At 44.8% G+C, this 18,644-nt stretch carries 20 protein-coding genes; 8 read left to right on the top strand and 12 right to left on the bottom strand.

Annotated features, from left to right (window positions below):
* Positions 1 to 151: 151 nt before the first annotated feature.
* The 5 genes from queC to QSV55_RS02885 all read left to right on the top strand — a co-directional run bounded on the left by queC (position 152) and on the right by QSV55_RS02885 (position 2,780).
* Positions 152 to 808 (top strand): 7-cyano-7-deazaguanine synthase QueC, encoded by a 657-nt coding sequence (gene queC, locus QSV55_RS02905; protein WP_289650628.1) that lies wholly within the window; start codon positions 152 to 154, stop codon positions 806 to 808.
* Complete coding sequence (gene queD / locus QSV55_RS02900; RefSeq protein WP_289650627.1) at positions 805 to 1,218, top strand: 6-carboxytetrahydropterin synthase QueD; 414 nt, start codon at positions 805 to 807, stop codon at positions 1,216 to 1,218. Before queC ends, queD begins: the two co-directional genes overlap by 4 nt.
* Complete coding sequence (queE, locus tag QSV55_RS02895) at positions 1,215 to 1,922, top strand: 7-carboxy-7-deazaguanine synthase QueE (protein ID WP_289650626.1); 708 nt, start codon at positions 1,215 to 1,217, stop codon at positions 1,920 to 1,922. The genes queD and queE overlap by 4 nt, the downstream gene beginning before the upstream one ends.
* 102 nt (positions 1,923 to 2,024) lie before the next feature.
* On the top strand, positions 2,025 to 2,279 hold the full coding sequence (locus QSV55_RS02890) for a GlsB/YeaQ/YmgE family stress response membrane protein (protein ID WP_133430865.1): 255 nt from the start codon (positions 2,025 to 2,027) through the stop codon (positions 2,277 to 2,279).
* Positions 2,280 to 2,327: 48 nt separating this feature from the next.
* Positions 2,328 to 2,780 carry a DUF4385 domain-containing protein gene (locus QSV55_RS02885; RefSeq protein ID WP_289650625.1) on the top strand — a complete coding sequence of 151 codons (453 nt, stop codon included), beginning with the start codon at positions 2,328 to 2,330 and terminating at the stop codon, positions 2,778 to 2,780.
* 57 nt (positions 2,781 to 2,837) lie between these two features.
* Here QSV55_RS02885 and QSV55_RS02880 read toward each other — a convergent pair whose 3' ends face one another.
* Positions 2,838 to 3,557 (bottom strand): YwiC-like family protein, encoded by a 720-nt coding sequence (locus QSV55_RS02880; protein WP_289650624.1) that lies wholly within the window; start codon positions 3,555 to 3,557, stop codon positions 2,838 to 2,840.
* A gap of 121 nt (positions 3,558 to 3,678) precedes the next feature.
* Here QSV55_RS02880 and QSV55_RS02875 point away from each other — a divergent pair, with 121 nt between their 5' ends.
* A complete protein-coding gene (locus QSV55_RS02875; RefSeq protein ID WP_289650623.1) occupies positions 3,679 to 4,470 on the top strand; it encodes a TIGR00266 family protein in 792 nt (263 codons plus the stop codon).
* Between the two features lie 552 nt (positions 4,471 to 5,022).
* Here the strand turns inward: QSV55_RS02875 and QSV55_RS02870 are convergent.
* The 8 genes from QSV55_RS02870 to QSV55_RS02835 form a co-directional block, all read right to left on the bottom strand.
* Complete coding sequence (locus tag QSV55_RS02870) at positions 5,023 to 5,727, bottom strand: pseudouridine synthase (RefSeq protein ID WP_289650622.1); 705 nt, start codon at positions 5,725 to 5,727, stop codon at positions 5,023 to 5,025.
* A gap of 37 nt (positions 5,728 to 5,764) precedes the next feature.
* Positions 5,765 to 6,073, bottom strand: a complete 309-nt coding sequence (locus tag QSV55_RS02865; RefSeq protein ID WP_289650621.1) for a DUF3817 domain-containing protein — start codon at positions 6,071 to 6,073, stop codon at positions 5,765 to 5,767.
* Positions 6,070 to 7,407, bottom strand: a complete 1,338-nt coding sequence (locus QSV55_RS02860; protein WP_289650620.1) for a hemolysin family protein — start codon at positions 7,405 to 7,407, stop codon at positions 6,070 to 6,072. Before QSV55_RS02860 ends, QSV55_RS02865 begins: the two co-directional genes overlap by 4 nt.
* Before the next feature lie 106 nt (positions 7,408 to 7,513).
* Positions 7,514 to 8,287: an alpha/beta fold hydrolase gene (locus tag QSV55_RS02855; RefSeq protein ID WP_289650619.1), complete on the bottom strand. Its 774-nt coding sequence runs from the start codon at positions 8,285 to 8,287 to the stop codon at positions 7,514 to 7,516.
* A gap of 112 nt (positions 8,288 to 8,399) precedes the next feature.
* Positions 8,400 to 10,307 carry a PTS fructose transporter subunit IIABC gene (locus QSV55_RS02850; protein ID WP_289650618.1) on the bottom strand — a complete coding sequence of 636 codons (1,908 nt, stop codon included), beginning with the start codon at positions 10,305 to 10,307 and terminating at the stop codon, positions 8,400 to 8,402.
* 19 nt (positions 10,308 to 10,326) lie between these two features.
* Positions 10,327 to 11,229 (bottom strand): 1-phosphofructokinase, encoded by a 903-nt coding sequence (gene pfkB, locus QSV55_RS02845; protein ID WP_289650617.1) that lies wholly within the window; start codon positions 11,227 to 11,229, stop codon positions 10,327 to 10,329.
* 1 nt (position 11,230) lies between these two features.
* Positions 11,231 to 11,965 carry a DeoR/GlpR family DNA-binding transcription regulator gene (locus QSV55_RS02840; RefSeq protein ID WP_289650616.1) on the bottom strand — a complete coding sequence of 245 codons (735 nt, stop codon included), beginning with the start codon at positions 11,963 to 11,965 and terminating at the stop codon, positions 11,231 to 11,233.
* Between the two features lie 123 nt (positions 11,966 to 12,088).
* Entirely contained in the window at positions 12,089 to 12,988 is a 900-nt protein-coding gene (locus QSV55_RS02835) for a CobW family GTP-binding protein (RefSeq protein ID WP_289650615.1), read from the bottom strand.
* Between the two features lie 133 nt (positions 12,989 to 13,121).
* Here QSV55_RS02835 and QSV55_RS02830 point away from each other — a divergent pair, with 133 nt between their 5' ends.
* Complete coding sequence (locus QSV55_RS02830; protein ID WP_133451364.1) at positions 13,122 to 13,562, top strand: MarR family winged helix-turn-helix transcriptional regulator; 441 nt, start codon at positions 13,122 to 13,124, stop codon at positions 13,560 to 13,562.
* Between the two features lie 18 nt (positions 13,563 to 13,580).
* Here QSV55_RS02830 and QSV55_RS02825 read toward each other — a convergent pair whose 3' ends face one another.
* Genes QSV55_RS02825 through QSV55_RS02815 form a run of 3 tightly spaced genes read right to left on the bottom strand, consistent with a single transcriptional unit; the run spans position 13,581 to position 17,646 of the window.
* Complete coding sequence (locus tag QSV55_RS02825; RefSeq protein ID WP_289650614.1) at positions 13,581 to 14,426, bottom strand: DegV family protein; 846 nt, start codon at positions 14,424 to 14,426, stop codon at positions 13,581 to 13,583.
* A 9-nt stretch (positions 14,427 to 14,435) separates the two neighbouring features.
* On the bottom strand, positions 14,436 to 16,061 hold the full coding sequence (locus tag QSV55_RS02820) for an amino acid ABC transporter ATP-binding/permease protein (protein ID WP_289650613.1): 1,626 nt from the start codon (positions 16,059 to 16,061) through the stop codon (positions 14,436 to 14,438).
* Positions 16,054 to 17,646 (bottom strand): ABC transporter ATP-binding protein/permease, encoded by a 1,593-nt coding sequence (locus QSV55_RS02815; protein ID WP_289650612.1) that lies wholly within the window; start codon positions 17,644 to 17,646, stop codon positions 16,054 to 16,056. Before QSV55_RS02815 ends, QSV55_RS02820 begins: the two co-directional genes overlap by 8 nt.
* 147 nt (positions 17,647 to 17,793) lie before the next feature.
* Here QSV55_RS02815 and QSV55_RS02810 point away from each other — a divergent pair, with 147 nt between their 5' ends.
* Positions 17,794 to 18,636: an undecaprenyl-diphosphate phosphatase gene (locus QSV55_RS02810; RefSeq protein ID WP_289650611.1), complete on the top strand. Its 843-nt coding sequence runs from the start codon at positions 17,794 to 17,796 to the stop codon at positions 18,634 to 18,636.
* Positions 18,637 to 18,644: the final 8 nt, after the last annotated feature.

The following is an 18,644-nucleotide window of genomic DNA, read 5'->3' as shown; positions in this document are numbered from 1 at the left end:
TGCTCAAAATTTATCTCTTTTAGTATAGCTTTTTTTCTGCTACAATGAGTAACGAATTGAATAAGAGGTTCCTAGCGTACACCCTCTATAAAAAACTAGTCAGACATCTTGCTAGGGAAAGATGTCTTTTTTTATTGAAAAGGTGGAAATAATGAAATTAAACAATGATAAAGCCCTCGTCGTCTTCAGTGGGGGGCAGGATAGTACGACCTGCATGTTCCATGCACTGAAACATTATCAGGAAGTCGAACTCGTCACTTTCAGCTATGGCCAGCGTCATGCGCTTGAAATAGAAGTCGCGACAAATATAGCTGCAGAACAAGGGCTGAAGCATCATGTGCTGGATATGTCCCTTCTCTCTCAGCTGTCACCTAACGCGTTAACAGACCATTCCATGGCCATAGAAGACGGCGACATTCCCAATACGTTCGTGCCGGCGCGTAATCTTCTTTTTATGAGTTTCGCTGCTGCCCTGGCCTATCAGATCAGTGCGAAACATATTATAACCGGTGTATGTGAAACCGACTTCTCAGGCTATCCAGACTGCCGAGACATCTTCATCAAGTCTCTGAACGTCACCGTGAACCTGGCCATGGATGAAGACTTCGTCATCCATACGCCGCTTATGTGGCTGGATAAGAAGGAAACGTGGCAGCTGGCAGATGAACTCGGTCAGCTGGATTATGTGCGATTTAAGACGCTGACATGTTACGAAGGCATCATGGCTGATGGCTGCGGAGAATGTCCAAGCTGTCAATTAAGAAAGGCGGGGCTAGAAGCCTATCTCGCAGAAAGAGGGACAAAATGATCGGTCAAATCTATCCGCAAGTTACCCACTCCTACCGTTTTGAACTGAATAAAGATATGAATTTCTCAAGCGCTCATTACATTCCTGACGCACGTGCAGGGGCCTGTGCACGTATACATGGTCATACTTACTTTCTGAATCTGACGATAGCCGGCAATGAGCTTGATGACCTCGGCTTTCTGGTCAATTTCAGCGAGTTAAAAAAACTGATACACGCCCGCTTTGACCATCAGCTTCTGAACGAACTGCCTGAAGTCGAGGGTCTGATCCCTTCCACTGAGAAGATGGCTGAACTCATCTATACGATTGTTCAAGCCTATCTGGACGGGCTGGACAATCAGCCGACATGCCTGCAAGTTTTTCTTCGTGAAACACCGACAAGCTATGTCGTCTACCGAGGTGCCCTATGATACCGGTCATGGAGATATTCGGTCCTACGATACAAGGTGAGGGCAAGGTCATCGGTCGCAAAACGATGTTTGTCAGAACAGCCGGCTGTGATTTCCGCTGCAGCTGGTGTGATTCAAAGTTCACATGGGACGGTTCAATGAAGGAAGCCATCAGAATGATGACAGCTGAAGCCATTTATGCAGAGCTAAGAGAAATTGGAGGCCCGTCATTCAATCATGTGACCATCTCAGGCGGTAATCCGGCTCTTATTAAGGCTATCGGGACATTGGTTGATTTACTGCATGCTGAGGGCTGTGAGGTTGCGCTTGAAACACAAGGCTCTAAGTTCCAGACATGGATGCGGGACATTGACCAGCTGACCCTCAGTCCGAAACCGCCGTCATCAAATATGCAGCAGAATCTCACCCTTCTCGATGAGGTCATCAGTCAGCTGGATGCACCTAAAATCAGCTTGAAGGTCGTTGTTTTCGACGAGGCTGACTACCAGTTCGCCAAGCAGATACATCACCGCTATTTAGGTCTGCCTTTTTATGTACAGGTAGGTAACCCGTATCTTGAAGACGATGTAAATGACCATACTGCTAAGCTGTTAGAACGCTACGAAGAACTGATTGCCCGTGTCATGCAGGACGCTGAGATGAACAACGTCTATGTGACCCCTCAGCTGCATACGTTGCTATGGAGCAACAGAAAAGGGGTATAAATTTTAGCTTTTTATGTTTGCGGGTTAAACGCCTGGGTATATATAAATCATAAGAGATAAATGTTTTATTATTCTTATTTTACTTAACAGGAGGAAACACATATGGGCTTTATTTTAATGTTAATCATGGGTGGTCTTATCGGCTGGGTAGCAGGTATGATCATGGGTACTGATATTCCAGGCGGAAAAATCGGTAATATCATCGCAGGTTTACTGGGTGCATCTATCGGTGGATCATTACTTGGACACTGGGGACCAGAAATCTGGGGCGTTTACATCTTACCAGCATTAGTAGGTACTATCCTGTTAATCGCTATCGTTTCAATCGTACTTGGTATGATGCACAAACGTCGTTAATTTTTAAAGAGCCTTCCAAGGCTCTTTTTTTATTAGGGGGAATTTGCAGTGAAGGAATTCAATTATGATCAGGATTTTGAGACGCTTGATTTTAGAGCGCATCCTGAGCTGTATCAAGTCGGCCGCGGGGAGCAGGGCGTATTATTAGTTCAGCCCTATAAAGGAGAAATCCTGCCTCACTGGCGATTTAAGACGCCTGAAATCGCTAGAGAATCAGCCGAGACCATATATGGACTCTATCAGGATTATAAGAAAGAGAACGATTTTGTCGGCATGGACATGGCCCGTAAGTTCATCCAGATGGGCTATACCCGTGCTATGCGTTACGCCCACCATAAAAGCGGCAGGAAATATGCAGAGAATGGTTCTGTCTATCTGAATGATGAGGCCCCGGAAAAAAGAGAATCCGCCCTTATTTTCAAAGAATACTGGGATACCATTCGTGAAGACAAAGAATACCTGAAGATGAAAAAAGAGCATCGAGAAAAATATGAAAAATGACGACCATCTGGTCGTCATTTTTTATATTTCAATCAGGATATATGCCCACTGCATTCTTCACTTCAGAAAATACAGCCCGACCATTAAAGTGACGAAGCAAGCATTCGCTATCTCCAACAGCCCTATCTTCATCGGCTTATAATTCTTGCCGTAGAACATAACCGCTCTCATCAGACTAGGTATGACAGCCATTCCAATTAAAATATGACATAAAAAGCCTGCAACCACCAGCAGTAAATGATAACTATAGGACAGCCATTTATATTTCTTATTTCTTTTTTCTCGGATCATAGTCTTAACGTAAAGAATCGTACCGACAAAGTATAAAAAGCTGAAAACAAACACTTTAACCATTTCACCATCAAAGACCTCGCGTCCGGTAAAATAACTGATACAACCGGCTATTGAAAAAATGATAACCGCGCTCAGATCATTTAATACATTTCTTTCATCCCGGATACTGGCGAAGTAAATATTAAGCCCGCCAAAAGGTATCATCATCCCGAAGAAGAACAGTAAGGCTGGCTGGTGTATAACCAGCAGCAGTAGACATAATACTGCCAGACCGCCAAACATACCCGCTGACAACAGATAGCCTTTATCTTTTTTACGTTTTTTGATGTAAAACAGCAGATTATCAACCGCAAAGAACACTAAAAACCAGCCTGTTATAAATAATAAGTGATACAAGCTGAAGACGCCGGCAAAAATACCGAATAAAAAAGGCATGATCAGCATCGCCCATACCCCATGCTGATTTGGCTTCTTAAACTTCATAGGCTTCACCTCAAGCTCATTATACTAAAGATGTATTTATAATCTTTCTTTGATTATTAACAACTTTGTGGCGGTTCAGCATCCAAATCGTTATACTGAAGAAAAAAAGGGAGAGAGTAGCATGAATAACCACGAAATAGATTATAAAATTTACGGTGATGATATCCAGTATGTAGAGATAGAGCTTGATCCGAATGAAACAGTCATCTCTGAAGCGGGCAGTATGATGATGGTCAATCCTAACATTGAACTGGCCACTATTTTCGGTGATGGCGCTAAGCAAGGCGGCTTTATGGATAAGCTCTTCTCTGCTGGTAAACGTACTTTAACCGGTGAGAGCCTTTTTATGACGACTTTCACCAATCGCGGTCATCAGAAAGAACATGTCTATTTAGCAGCCCCTTATCCCGGCAAGATTATCCCGCTTGACCTGAACCGGTTAAATGGTGAGTTCATCTGTCAGAAGGATGCCTTTTTAGCTGCTGCCAAGGGTGTATCCATTGATATTGCATTCCAGAAAAAGCTCGGCGTCGGGTTCTTCGGTGGTGAAGGGTTTATTATGCAGCGTCTGACGGGTGATGGCATGGCCTTTATTCATGCAGGAGGCGCTATCGTTGAACGCCATCTGCAACCTGGTGAAGTGCTGCAGATTGATACAGGCTGCCTTGTCGGCATGACATCAAGCGTTCAATACGATATCGAACCGATTCCAGGTATCAAAACAAAAATGTTCGGTGGTGAAGGTCTATGGTTCGCCCGTGTCCAAGGGCCGGGAACCGTATTTATCCAATCTTTACCGTTCTCGCGTCTGGCAAGCCGCGTCTTTGCTGCAGCGCCTGCATCAGGGAAAAGTTCAAGCTACGGTGAAGGCAGCCCACTCGGTGGTCTGTTCGACATGCTTGGTGGCGAATAATAAAGCGATTACCGACTATTAAATATTCAGAAATGATAACAGCGATAAAATCTGATTCAATCAGAATTTATCGCTGTTTTTTTAATGGTATAAAGAGGCTTTTCATATGGTGAGTATCGTCCCGCTAACTGCTTCTACGGGACTTTACGCAGCGCCCATCCACTCACAACGGTGAGTATCGTCCCGCTAACTGCTTCTGCGGGACTTTACGCAGCACTCATCCACTCACAACGGTGAGTATCGTCCCGCAAACTGCTTCTGCGGGACTTTACGCAGCACTCATCCACTCACAACGGTGAGTATCGTCCCGCTAACTGCTTCTGCGGGACTTTATGCAGCACTCATCCACTCACAATGGTGAGTATCGTCCCGCTAACTGCTTCTGCGGGACTTTATGCAGCACTCATCCACTCACAATGGCGAGCATCGTCCCGCAAACTGCTTCTGCGGGACTTTACGCAGCGCCCATCCACTCACAATGGTGAGTATCGTCCCGCTAACTGCTTCTGAGGGACTTTACGCAGCGCCCATCCACTCATCTAAAGAATCTTATTATCTTTTAGGTTGATAGTCCAGCTGCCTGAAGAGTTCGTCTTTCTCCTGCTGCGATAAATCTTTCCACTGCCCCAGTTTCAGGTCATCGACAAGTATATTCATCACTCGTACACGGCGCAACTGTCTCACTTCATAGCCAAGCGCTTCACACATCCGTCTGATCTGACGGTTAAGGCCCTGCATCAGAATAATATTAAAAGTCCGGTCATTGATCTTTCTGACCTTAGCCGGCAAGGTGGTAGTCCCAAGGATATCGACGCCCGCTGCCATCCGTTCGATAAACTCATCAGTGATTTTCTTATCGACAGACACGACATATTCCTTCTCGTGCTTATTTTCCACACGCAAGATCTCATTGACGATATCTCCGTCATTCGTCAGTAAGATCAAGCCTTCCGAATCTTTATCTAAGCGTCCGATATGAAAAATACGCTCCTGATGGCCCACGAAATCCACGATATTCCCTTTAATATGCCGTTCGGTCGTCGAGGTGATGCCTCGCGGTTTATTCAGTTTCAGATAAACATAACTCTTCTCCAGGGTAACCGGCCGGCCATCGACAGTGACGATGTCTCCCTCTTCTACTTGACTCCCAAGTTCAGCCAGCTCTCCATTAATTTTCACACGACCGGCATCTATATATTTATCTGCACCACGTCTAGAAGTAATACCTGATTCTGATAGATATTTATTGATTCTCATCGCTTAACCTCCAAAAAAAGAGAGACCTTCGTCTCTCTTATTCGTTTCTATAATATAAAGTCCGTTTATAGTAATGATCAAATACAAATGTACCGAATGGCAGAAAGGCCGCAATAACAGCGCCTGCGATCCATTTAAAGTGCCATTTAAGCTTAAAAGTCAGCCACAGCACCAGAATAATATAGATGGTGAAGAGGAATCCATGCACGGAACCGAAGACCATCACCACTTCCGGCTTCCCTGCCAAGTATTTCAGAGGCATCGCTATAAAGAACAGGATTAAGAGCGAGCCCCCTTCCAGATAACTGAAAAAACGAAACAAACTATTTAATGTCGAACGGTTCATGCTTCGCTCTCACCATTTTCTTCTTCTCGCGATGCATTGAAGTCCTTATGCAACGCCACTGATTTAATCTGGTGATTCTCTGCATCCAGGACGACCCATTTGTCGAAGTACGTATCTACATAGTCATCTTTATCGATATCAGGATTCTGGGCCTGCATCCAGCCTCCGATCGTATCGATATCATCTGATTCTTCGAAGGTGATTCCGAACTGCTCTTCAATATCTGCTAACAAAACCCGGCCGTTAATCTGATAGGTCGCTTCACCTGTCTTGATGATATCGTTGACTTCATCATCATCGAATTCATCACGAATTTCACCGACGATTTCCTCCAGTATATCTTCCATCGTCAGAATACCCGCTGTACCGCCGTATTCATCAATAACCAGAGCCATATGGACACGTTCACGCTGCATCTTGATTAACGCATCACTGATCCGAGTGACCTCGTGAATCAGCGGCAGTTCATGTACATGCTCTTTAATACGGACAGGATCACCTGATGCATATTTGGTCAGGAATTCTTTGACATTGATAAAACCGACAATATGGTCCTTATCACCGTCTTCTGTAATCGGATAGCGAGTAAACTGATGCTCATTGACCACTTCAAGCAGCTCCGAAATATCAAATGGCTGCGTCAATGAAATCATCTGGGTCCGCGGTACCATGATATCCTTTGCCAGACGTTCATCAAATGAAAAGATGTTCTGCATGTAAGCCAGTTCAGTCCGATTGATTTCACCGCTCTGGTAACTTTGCGTCATAATGATCTTCAGCTCATCTTCACTCATCGCCTGCTCGTGCCCGGCAGGCTGAACCCCTACCATTCTCAGGATAGTACGCGCCGTTCCATTCATCGCCCAGATCAACGGCTTCATCAGAATGCCGAAATAATACAGCGGTCTAGCGAATATTAAGGTCATGCGCTCCGCGTATTGAATTGCCAGCGACTTAGGTGCTAATTCGCCTAGCACCACATGCAGAAAGGTGACGATCAGGAAACTCAGTGCAATCGAAATCGGCTTTGCGAGTTCTACTGGAATATGCAGAAGTTCTAATCCTGGATGAATAACTGCTTCAAAAGTCGATTCACCAATCCAGCCGAGTCCAAGTGCAGTAACAGTAATACCTAACTGACAGGCTGACAGATAATAATCCAGTTCATGAACCATGTGCTGGACTATCTTGGCAGCTTTGTTGCCTTCAGATACGAGTTGCTCAATACGGGAAAGTCTGACTTTAACTAAACTGAATTCAGATCCTACGAACAGGGCAGTCATTAAGATTAAAAATGCAAATACGAAAAGCTTGATAATGGTCTCTATGTCCAATTAATTCCCTAGAATTAGGGATTCACCTCCGGAAAATTTTGTGACTGTCTGAAACGACAGCCACTTGTCATAATAGTCTTATTCTAACATATTTTATGTCGCAGCGTTACGCATGCGACATAATGAATCGTTTTGAAATGTCATTGAAAATATCAGGCTGATCGATATTACAGACATGGCCACAGTTTTCAATGATTTCTACTTTGAAGTTACTATTCTCTTCAGCCACTTTTTTGACAGGCGGAATAAATAAATAGTCTTCAGACCCCATAATAAAGATGGTCGGAATTTTTTTAGTGGAGACCTGCAGATGGCTCAGGTAAGGATTGATCAGCTTGGTCAGACTGAACCATTTAACAAACTGCTTCTGACTCATCTTCTTAGCTTCGTTGACAAAAGCGAGTCTGGATTCCTCATGCGTTTTTCTCGGCATAATGATGTACGCAAACAATTTATAAAGGAGCATAAACGGGATGATACGCTTGATTGTTCGACCCAACCAGAGTAAAAGCTTTGTGCGGATATCAAGAGCGATAATAGCCCCGCCTAAAACGAGTGACTGTACGCGCTCTGGATAACGGTCGGCTAAAGACTGAGACACAATCGTACCGAGACTCATACCGATGACATGTGTTTTCTCAATTCCGAGGTGATCACAAACTTCTATCACTTCGGCTGCCAGATGCCCGAAAGTGTCTCCTTTTTTCCACTTGTCTTCTTGAGATTTACCGTGCCCGCGTAAATCCACGAGCAGGATATTAAAATCTTTTCTGAAATACCTGATCTGTTTAAACCAGATGGTCGAACTGCCGCCTGCACCATGAATAAAGGTGATCCAGGGCGCCTCCTTATCTTTAATGTATGTTTTGTAATATAACATGGGCTCATCCTTCTCTACTAAGTTAACTATAATGTTATAAAATTTACCCCTTTATTACAATATATAACGTCAGTTATTAAAAAACATCCGACGTAGGTCGGATGCTTAGTGTTTATTCCATTGCCATTTCAGCCTGCCGTTCTTCTTCAGTGAGTTTCGGTTTAATAAAGCCGTAGATTAATGCTGACACTATTGTACCGATTGCGAGAGCAAGTAAGAACATCGGCCAGTGAGTTTTGTCGAGCCATATCACGAACATACCGCCATGGGGTGCAGGAACCCGGCAGCCAAATGCCATAGCTAAAGCCCCTGCTGTCGCGCTACCTGCTATCATTGACGGAATAACACGAAGCGGATCTGCCGCTGCAAATGGAATCGCACCTTCCGTGATGAATGATGCCCCCATTACAGCATTCGAGACAGTCGATCCACGCTGAACTTTTGTGAATTTACGTCTGAAGATAATCATCGCAAGTGCAATGGCAAGCGGCGGTACCATGCCGCCAATCATTGCCGCAGTAATCGGCGCATAGTTACCTGCATCAATCGCTGCAAGGCCAAATGCGTAGGCTGCTTTATTGAATGGCCCACCCATATCGATGGCCATCATTCCTCCCAGCACGAGACCGAGCAGGATAATATTTGTACCATTCATATTGTTCAATGTTGTTGTCAGTAAATCATTCAGCCATTTCGCCGGCGGATTGATTAAATAGTACATAATCAGACCCGTCAGACCCACCCCTAGCACGGGATAGAGCAAGGTCGGTTTAATCCCTTCAAGAGCTGGTGGTAGAACACTGAACAGCGCTTTCAGCCCTTTCACTAAGTAGCCGGCCAGGAAACCTGCGATGAGACCTCCCAAGAAACCTGAGCCCCCTTGTACAGCCATCAGACCCCCTACCATACCTGGTGCAAGAGCTGGACGGTCAGCAATACTGAGAGCGATGAAACCAGCTAGAATCGGAATCATCAGACCGAATGCACCTTTACCACCACCGATTGTATTTAATGCTGCAGCAAATTCGTTATATTGTGCGTTAGTAGGGTCTGATGACTTAATCCCCCAGAAGAAACTAAGCGCAATCAATATTCCCCCGGCAATAACGAAGGGCAGCATATTGGATACACCACTCATCAGGTGCTTATAGAATCCTTTTTTCTCACCTGAGTCTGTTGTACGTGCTTTATTGGAAGCGACAAATTTTGGCCGTGAATCATCCTGGGCCATATTGATCAGTTCTTCCGGACGTTTGATACCATCTGCCACTGGCACCATGACTACGTTTTTTCCATCAAAACGTGCTGTATCGACATTGACATCTGCCGCAACGATAATCCCTTTCGCGCGTCTGATTTCATCCTCAGTCAGCTTGTTTTTCACACCACCGGAGCCATTCGTCTCCACTTTAATCGGCACACCCATTTTCGCTGCTTTATTCTTCAAAGAATCCGCCGCCATATAGGTATGCGCAATACCTGTCGGACAAGCTGTGACCGCAAGAATCAGGTTATCATCAGCAGCTGGAGCTGGCGTCGCAACCACTTCCTCAACTTCTGCTGCGCTTTCATCATTCTGATCGATAATAGCAAGTACTTCTTCTTTAGAATTAGCGTTCAGTAACTGTGCTCTTACTTCTTCATTCATCAGAATACCGGACAATTTAGCCAAGGCATCCAGATGGGTCTGTGCACCGCCTGCCGGTGCGGCAATCATAAAGAAAAGATGCGCCGGCGTTCCGTCCAGTGATTCATAATCAACGCCCGGCTTTGATTTACCGAAAGCAATCGCTGGTACCTTCACCGCATCTGTCTTCGCATGTGGAATCGCGATGCCTTCTCCTATTCCTGTCGTACTCTGTGCTTCACGGGCATGGATGGCTTCACGGTAGGCCTCTTTGTCATTCAGTTTTCCTGCCTGCCATAATGTTTCCACAAGCTCATCGATCACTGTATTCTTAGTGGCAGCATTTAAATCCATCGCAATAGTTGACTGTGTCAGCAGTTCTGTAATTCTCATTGATTTACCCTCCTTATAATTAGACGATTGTCAATTTAATATCCGATAAGACATGTGCTATTTGTTCTTGTGTGGCCAGATCCTCTGTAAATGCAGTCGCTGTCCCTGAGGCCACTGCCAGTTTAAAGCTCTCTTCGATAGAAAGTCCTTGTGTCATACCCGCAATCATGCCTGCCACAGTAGAGTCTCCTGACCCTACCGTATTGACTACATGACCGCTAGGTACTTCTGCCTGATAGACCAGTGATTCACTTACATAGAGTGCGCCCTCACCGCCAAGTGAGACCATCACATTTTTGGCCCCCTTCTTGATGAGTTCTCTTGCGCAATCTATTATTTCATCGACAGTCTCAAGCTTCCTCTCAAAAATCTGCTCAAGTTCAGCTTTATTCGGTTTGATGAATTCAGGCTGACTGTCGAGCACGGATAACAGCAAGTCTTTCTCTGCATCTACCACAATTTTCCCGGGACATAACTGTGCAATCCGGCTATAGATATCTGCATCTACAGAAGACGGGATACTGCCGGCGAGTACGAGCGTGTCGTCAGGAGACAGCCTTTGAATCTGCTGGAGCAGCTGTTCTGTCTGTTCGCGTGTGACGGACGGCCCTGGCGCATTGATCTCTGTTTCAGCCGTGCCTTTTAATTTAATATTGATTCTCGTATCTTCTGCCACTTCAATGAAGTCAGTCATGATGCGGTCTTCTTGTAAGCTGTTTTTAATAAAATCTCCGGGAAATCCGCCTGTAAAGCCGAGTGCTGTCGATTCAACGCCGTGGGACTTCAGAACACGTGAGACATTGATACCTTTACCTCCTGCGAACTTGTAAGTCTGACTGGCTCTATTTAATTCTCCGATTTTCATCGTGTCAGTGAACACGATGTAATCCACTGATGGATTTAAAGTCACTGTGTAGATCATGCTACCCCACCTTTATATATTTAGCATATTGCTTGATGTAAGAATGATTATGGTTTGTAATAATACTGGCTTCGCTGAGTGGCACTATCGTCGCAAATGTCACATGATCAAACTTCGATTCGTCAGCCAGATAATAGCTCTGTCTGCTCTGTTTGATGGCTAGTCGCTTGATGGCCGCTTCTTCCGGGTCAGGCGTTGTAAAGCCATTATCAGCATCCACCCCGTTCACGCCGATGAAAGCCATACTGAAGTTAAATGTCCTCAGCATCTCCTCAGCAGCACAGCCGACGTTAGCCATCGTATTAGGCTTGACCAAGCCACCGATCATCAACGCCCTGATCCCCCGCTCAATGAGTGCCATTACATGGGTCACACTATTTGTCACGACTGTCAGATCGCGCTGAGTGAGATAGGGAATCATTGCGAGTGTTGAACTCCCTGCATCCAGGTAGATGCAGGCACCGTCTTTTATCAGTGCAGCTGCCTGTTTCGCTATTTCATCTTTCTCACGGACGAATCTTGTTGTTTTGATATTGAGCTCTGTGTCGTGCTGGTCTGATATCTGTTTGGCACCACCATGGACTCGGATTAACTGACCCTTTTCTTCCAGTGCAGATAAGTCACGCCTTATAGTAGATTCACTGCTGCCTATGATCTCTGTCAGTTGCTGCAGTGTGACAATGTCATATTGACTGAGCATGTCACAGATCATTTCATGACGTTTTTCAGTAAGCATTCTCTGACCCCCTTATCACAATTTCAGTATAATGGTACCGTTTACAAAAATCAATCAAAAACTATCAAAATCATTCAAAAACTTTCAAATTCACGCACAAAAAAAGACAATCCTCTGATTGTCTTAACTGAATTGCAGCTGGTCCAGCTGGTCCAGCATCTTATTTTTATCCAGCTGTTCGCCGATGACCACCAGCTTAAGGGGCAGGTTCATCTCTTCAGGCTCATATTGCGGGATACCATAGGAATATTGGAACAGAACCACCTGGCCAGGATTCTCTCTGAACTTGAGGTAACCTTTGATTCTGAGTACGCTTTCCGGCAATGATCTGAGCCAGCTGACGAATCTGCGACTATCTATCGGCGCAGTAAACGTATAGACCATGGACTGGATACCATGATGGTGATGTTGGTGGATGCCAGGTCTCACCCCTTCTCCTGCAAATACTGTGTCCGGGACTTCTGAGTAGGAAGTCACGAAGACCTCACCCGCGGGATTCAATGATTCAACCTGTTCAGTAACTGAACGGATATCCTCAGCACTCATTAAATCTTTCTTATTGATGATGACACTGTGTGCATAGCGCACCTGCTCCTCCATCAGGTGGACAGTCGTGACACTATACTTGGCACGGTCAAGAAACCGCGGCCCATCAACTAAGGTCAATATGGACTGTATCTGAATGAACGACGTCAAAGAAGGCGCAAGACATGCCTCATAGATTTCAACGGGATGCGCTACCCCGGTTGCTTCAATAATGATGATGTCCGGCTGATGACGATGTCTGATATCATGCAGCTGAACCTCAACATCACTTTTCAGGTCACAACAGATACAACCGTTCAGCAGTTCGTTCATCGGTGTTTTGTCACCTAGTATAGTAGAATCTACATTAAACTGTCCGAGTTCATTCATAAGAATGGCTACTTTCTGGTCCTGCCATTGTGTCAGCATCTGTTTCAGCAGTGTTGTTTTACCGCTGCCTAGAAAACCACTTATAATATAGAGTTTAATTTTACCCATAAAATCCTCCCACATACAGTTTTTAATCACATTTACATGTTATTCAAATATTATTGCCTTGAATTAGCCACGTTTTTATAATAAGGTTAGTAAGTATTATACAACTCAGAATATATTTAAGGCGGGGAATTCAATGTCCGATAATTTCAAGCTCGACAAACAGCTGTGTTTCAGTCTCTACAACGCACAGCGTAAGATGAATCGCTTCTATACTAATCAAGTATTTAAACAATATAATCTTACTTATCCGCAGTACCTCGTTCTCTCCATACTCTGGCAGATGTCACCGGTTAATGTCAAGACACTCGTTGAGGCGCTGGCACTTGATACAGGTACTATCTCTCCTCTTCTCAAGCGTATGGAAGCGAATGACCTCATCGTTCGCAAGCGTTCCGAACTTGATCAGCGGGAGGTATTCGTTCACCTTACCGATAAAAGCCGGGAACTTCAGGAACCGCTCCAGAACTGTACCGACGTTTTATTGGAGAAGGATATTCTTTCAGATCAGGAAATCGACGAGCTGAAAGAATTGCTGGATAAGATGGTTCATAATATGAATAATAAAATAACCTGAGCATGTGCTCAGGTTATTTTAATTTTTAAGCCAGCCCACTGATACTGTACCATATCCTGTATGGACACTGGCGACTGCCACCATATAATCCTCGTGAATAATGAGGTCCGGATAATCCTGTTGTAATCGTTCTACATACTTCTGTGCCTCTTCTTTATCTCCGGAATTCAGTACACAGATTTCCTTGATATTATCATTTTCAATCGCATCTTCCACTATTTCTATCATTCGGTCTAATACTTTTTTCCGCGTTCTGACTTTTTCGTAAGGAATGATCTTACCTTCTTCCAGACTTAGAATCAGCTGGATACTGAGGAGACCTGCCAGGAAACTTTGTGAGGCAGTGAGCCGGCCACTTCTTCTGACCTGCTGCAGATTTTTAGGCTGCAGGTAAAGCACAGAGTCGTTCACTCGTTGCTTAATATGACTCACCGCTGTGTCGAAGGATTCTCCGTTTTCAGTCAGTGCCATCCCTTCAAGAACCATTTTCTTATAAGGATAAGAACCCGTACGTGAATCAATAACCGCTGACTTTATCTCGACTTCACTGCTCGCAGTGAGAGAATTCTGATAGGACCCTGTTAATTCGCTCGTCGGATGAACAGCGATCACAGCATCGTACCCATCTTCTTTGATTTTGTGATACGTATTCAGCATCGCCTGAAAATTCGGCTGAGAAGATTTTGCCCCTTCACCATATTGCTGCAGCAGTTGATAAAACTCCTCTGATGACAGATTGACCTGATCGATATAGCTGTGACCGTTTAAGATCAGGCCCATCGGCACGACATATAGATCATGTTCTGCAATTTCTTCCTTCGTAAATCCCGCCGCCGTATCGACTAACCACGCTATTTTTGTCATGTTGTCCTCCTAATTAATTCTCTGGCGTTCCAATAGAAGTTGATGATAGAAAATGCCTCGTCTCTCCATTAATGACTCGAACTGACCAGACTCCATCAATTTTCCATCTTCCAATACATAAATCATATCAAAGTCCCGTAAGATTTCAAGTTCATGACTGATCACGACAACCGTTTTTTGCTGAAGAATCTGTTCAATCATCAATTTTTTATTCACGACATCGATGCCATTGAATGGTTCATCGAGCAGCCAGAGCGTTCTATCTCTGAGCAGCATTCTTATAAAGTGCAGTCTCTGCCGCTCACCCCCGGATAAATTACGACCAAATTCACTGATTTCGCTCTCAGCTGTAAAAGGTAGGTTGAAATCTTGTAAATACTGATTGATGGCTTCGGTGTTATCGCTGAAGAGATTGTCCTGCACAGTCCCCTGGAAGAAATGATTCTTCTGTTGCATGACATTCAGTTCATTCATATAGCTTTCCCGGTCGATGTCCTGCATCGATACGCCGCCCGTCACAATATCACTTGAATAGAGCCCTGCTAGCAGATTCATCAAAGTAGACTTCCCGGAACCACTGCTGCCGACAATCGCTACTTTTTCACCTTCCTGTATCGTCATATTCAAATGGTCTAAAACCGGACGCGTCTGCCCGGGATAGCTAAAGGTGAGGTGATTAAGTTCAATCGGCAGGACACGGGCCGGCTGTGTTTTAACTTCCGGTGCAGAAAATGTCAACAGATGCTCACTCGCCCGCTTCGTTTCCTGATAATAGAAAGGGAAGTTGGTCATCGGAACGGCCATTTCAAATAAAGTAATAGTGACCATGACGATGCTTGCGTACATCAGGACGGTGCGGTCCAGCATCACAAATAGCACACCCCAGATGGCCAGCATACTGAATAGGTTGAGCAGAAAATCATAGAGAGCGAGCAGCTGCTTCTCCCGCAGAAGATTTCTTTCAAATGCATGCTGCGCAACCTGCAGCCTGTGTTCATACCGGCCTTCCTGGTCGAACACTGCTAAATCTTCACGGCCCAATTGATAATCTGTCAGTAGAGACATAAAGCTCGATTGACTGCTTCTTGTTGCAGCCGTCAGCCGGCTGAGTATATGACTGAATATAAGCGGCAGTGCGATCAATATTATCAGCATCACGCCGGCAATAACCAGGACTGCCTGCCAGTCGTAGAAGGCATAGATGCCACAGACGCTCAGCGCAGTAAGCAGCACCACCACTGGCGGGTAGATCACTCTTAACAGGACATTCTGCAGCTTCTCGATATCATTGACAGTACGCTGCAGAAGTTCGGACAGACGCCATTTTTGATGCAGATTGACAAAGTCCAGCATCAGCTGATCAAATGCACTCACTCTGACTTCCTTCAACATACGGAATGTGGCATCATGGCTGATCAGCCGTTCAAAGTATCGAGCCACTGCACGCACTACCCCGAGCAGTTTGATGGAAGCCACGAGAATCATCAGCGAATAAAGCGGGACACCGTAGGCACTTTTCGACAACATAAGGCCGCTCAAACTGAACATACCGATAGCCGTTAAGCCACCGATCACACCGATGACAATAGCCAGTGACAGAGAGCGGTAAGTCTTTTTGTTGATCCATTTAAACATCCTGCATCACCACCTGATAAAATTCCTGCTCCCTGAAATCTGCAGGCCTACCATGCGTCATTCTGCCTGCTTCAATATAAATCAGATAGTCAGCTGACTGAATAGTTGTCCGCTGATGCGCAATCGTATAAACAATGGATCGTTCACTCAGTTCTTTCAAAGTAGCGCTTACAATGCCTGCTGTCTTTGCATCGAGCATGGCAGTCGGCTCATCAAAAATAATCATGGCTGCCGGATTCAATAGCGCTCGCATCAGCATCAGTCGATGTGTTTCTCCACCTGACAGCTGTTCGCCGCCACTGCCGAGGACGGTATCGAATCCTTGCGGCAGAGCCTGAATACGTTCCAGCATATCGACCTGTCTTGCAGCAGAGAGCAGCGCCTCTTCAGAGACCGGATTAAACATCGTGACATTATGTCGAAGTGTATCATTCATCACAAAAGGCTGCTGAGACATATAGATGATATTATTTTCAAGATAAGCAGGCAGCTCAATCTGACCATGGCCATGAGTCTCTACACCCGACAGCATTTTCGCGAAAGTGGATTTACCTGCTCCACTCGGACCGAAGATCACGGCATGACGCACTGGCAGTTCATCGTGAATCTGCATACTGAAGTTTGAATAAGCGAGTTGTGTATTCATTTTAATAGTATCACGAACTGAATAAGCATACTGAATACGCTCTGCCCCCTGTCCGCTGAGAAGTTCCGCATAACCTTCCGCCTGTTTACCCGTATGAAAAGCAGCACCTAAATCTTTTAACGCATTATAGAATTCCGGTGCAAGCATCAGGACGACAATCGCCGTATAGAAAGAAATGGTTTTAAAGACGATCAGACCGAGTCCTATTTCAAGGGCGATAATCCCGATAGACAGCATCGTGATAAATTCGATCATCAGTGTGGACAGAAAAGCCGTCTTCAGGATAATCATTGTCTTCGCTCTGAATCCTTCAGATTTCTCTGCAATATCCTGTTTAACGCGTGCCTCATTATTAAACAGTTTGATCGTCACAATGCCGCGTATCGCATCAAGGAAATAACCGGCAAACTGATTAAGTGCCGTCATCTGATCCGTCGCTTTTTTAGCGGTATTGATGCCGATGATAATATAGAATAATGGTACAAACGGCGCAGTGATCAGCATGATCAAGGCTGCATTCCGGTGAAAGAACAGCAGAAAAACAATGATGGCTGACGGAATGATAGCAGAGCGGTAGACTTGCGGCAGATAGTCAGCATAGAAACTGTCAATCCCTTCGATTCCTTCAGTTGATAGGTTCAAAGTATCAGCGGCCGGTCGTTTCTCATTGATCACTGACCGACGCAGCTGATGCTTGATTCTGGCGCTGAGCACTACACCGAGCCATTTTATGGCAAAATGCAGGACGCTTCTTCCGATTAGTATGGCAAGAATGATAGCTAATAACTGATAAGGTATAGATTGGTGAAGAACACCATCTATCAGCTGTCCGATATTCAGACTCTGTAAAATAATAATAGCGGCCAGTGACAAGGAAGCAGCGACCAATAATACATGTATATAGAGATAGCGTTTAGATAAACTTGTTAAATATTTCACATTTTCACATCCTCAGTTATATTATAATGATAAATGTGGAAAACAAAAATAATACGCTTTGCATCTCCCGCTGGTTAAAAATATTATTATGACATTGTGATGTGTTATACTGTCAAAGAAAATGATATAACACAAGGTGGTTAAGAAATGGAATTCTTTATACTGTTAAAAGCGATTATTTTAGGGATTGTTGAAGGTCTGACAGAGTTTGCGCCTGTCTCTTCTACAGGTCATCAGATTTTAGTGGATGATATGTGGCTGCATTCAGCACAGGTTCTCGGATCAAAAGAATCTGCCAATACATTTAAAATTGTGATTCAGCTCGGTTCAATACTCGCTGCGGCATGGATTTTCAGACATCGTTTTGTCGATATGCTCAGCTTTAAAGCAGAACGCGGGACTCGTCGTCTTAAGCTGTCGCACATCATCGTCGGCTTGTTACCGGCAGGGATTGCCGGCCTATTGTTTGATGATTTCATCGATGAACACTTATTCTCTGTACCTACTGTCCTTATAGGCCTTGCGCTCGGTGCTATATTGATGATTGCAGCAGATATATATGCGAAGAAAGTTCAGCAGCCGCAGACGGTGGACAGCATCACTTATCGTCAGGCTTTCATTATCGGTCTGGTCCAGATCCTGGCGCTCTGGCCCGGCTTCTCACGTTCTGGTTCCACCATTTCAGCAGGTGTTCTGACGAAGCTTGACCATAAAGCAGCTTCTGATTTCACTTTTATGATGGCTGTGCCTATCATGGCTGCTGCCAGTGCCAAAAGCTTGATCAGTAATTATCAGTACATCCATGCTGATCAGACATGGTTCTACATTCTAGGATTTATTTTCGCCTTCGTCTTCGGCGTTTTATCCATTAAACTGTTCCTGGAACTGATCAACCGTGTCAAACTGATACCATTTGCCATTTATCGACTGATTCTTGTCGCAATTATTGCGGTGCTCTACTTCGGTTTCGGTATCGGTAAAGGGATTTAATTTTTTAT

Origin of the sequence: Macrococcus bovicus, from assembly GCF_030376725.1 — a bacterium.
GTDB classification, from domain to species: domain Bacteria; phylum Bacillota; class Bacilli; order Staphylococcales; family Staphylococcaceae; genus Macrococcus; species Macrococcus bovicus.
Note: the sequence above shows the minus strand (reverse complement) of the source record. Positions and strands in the feature narration are given on the sequence as shown.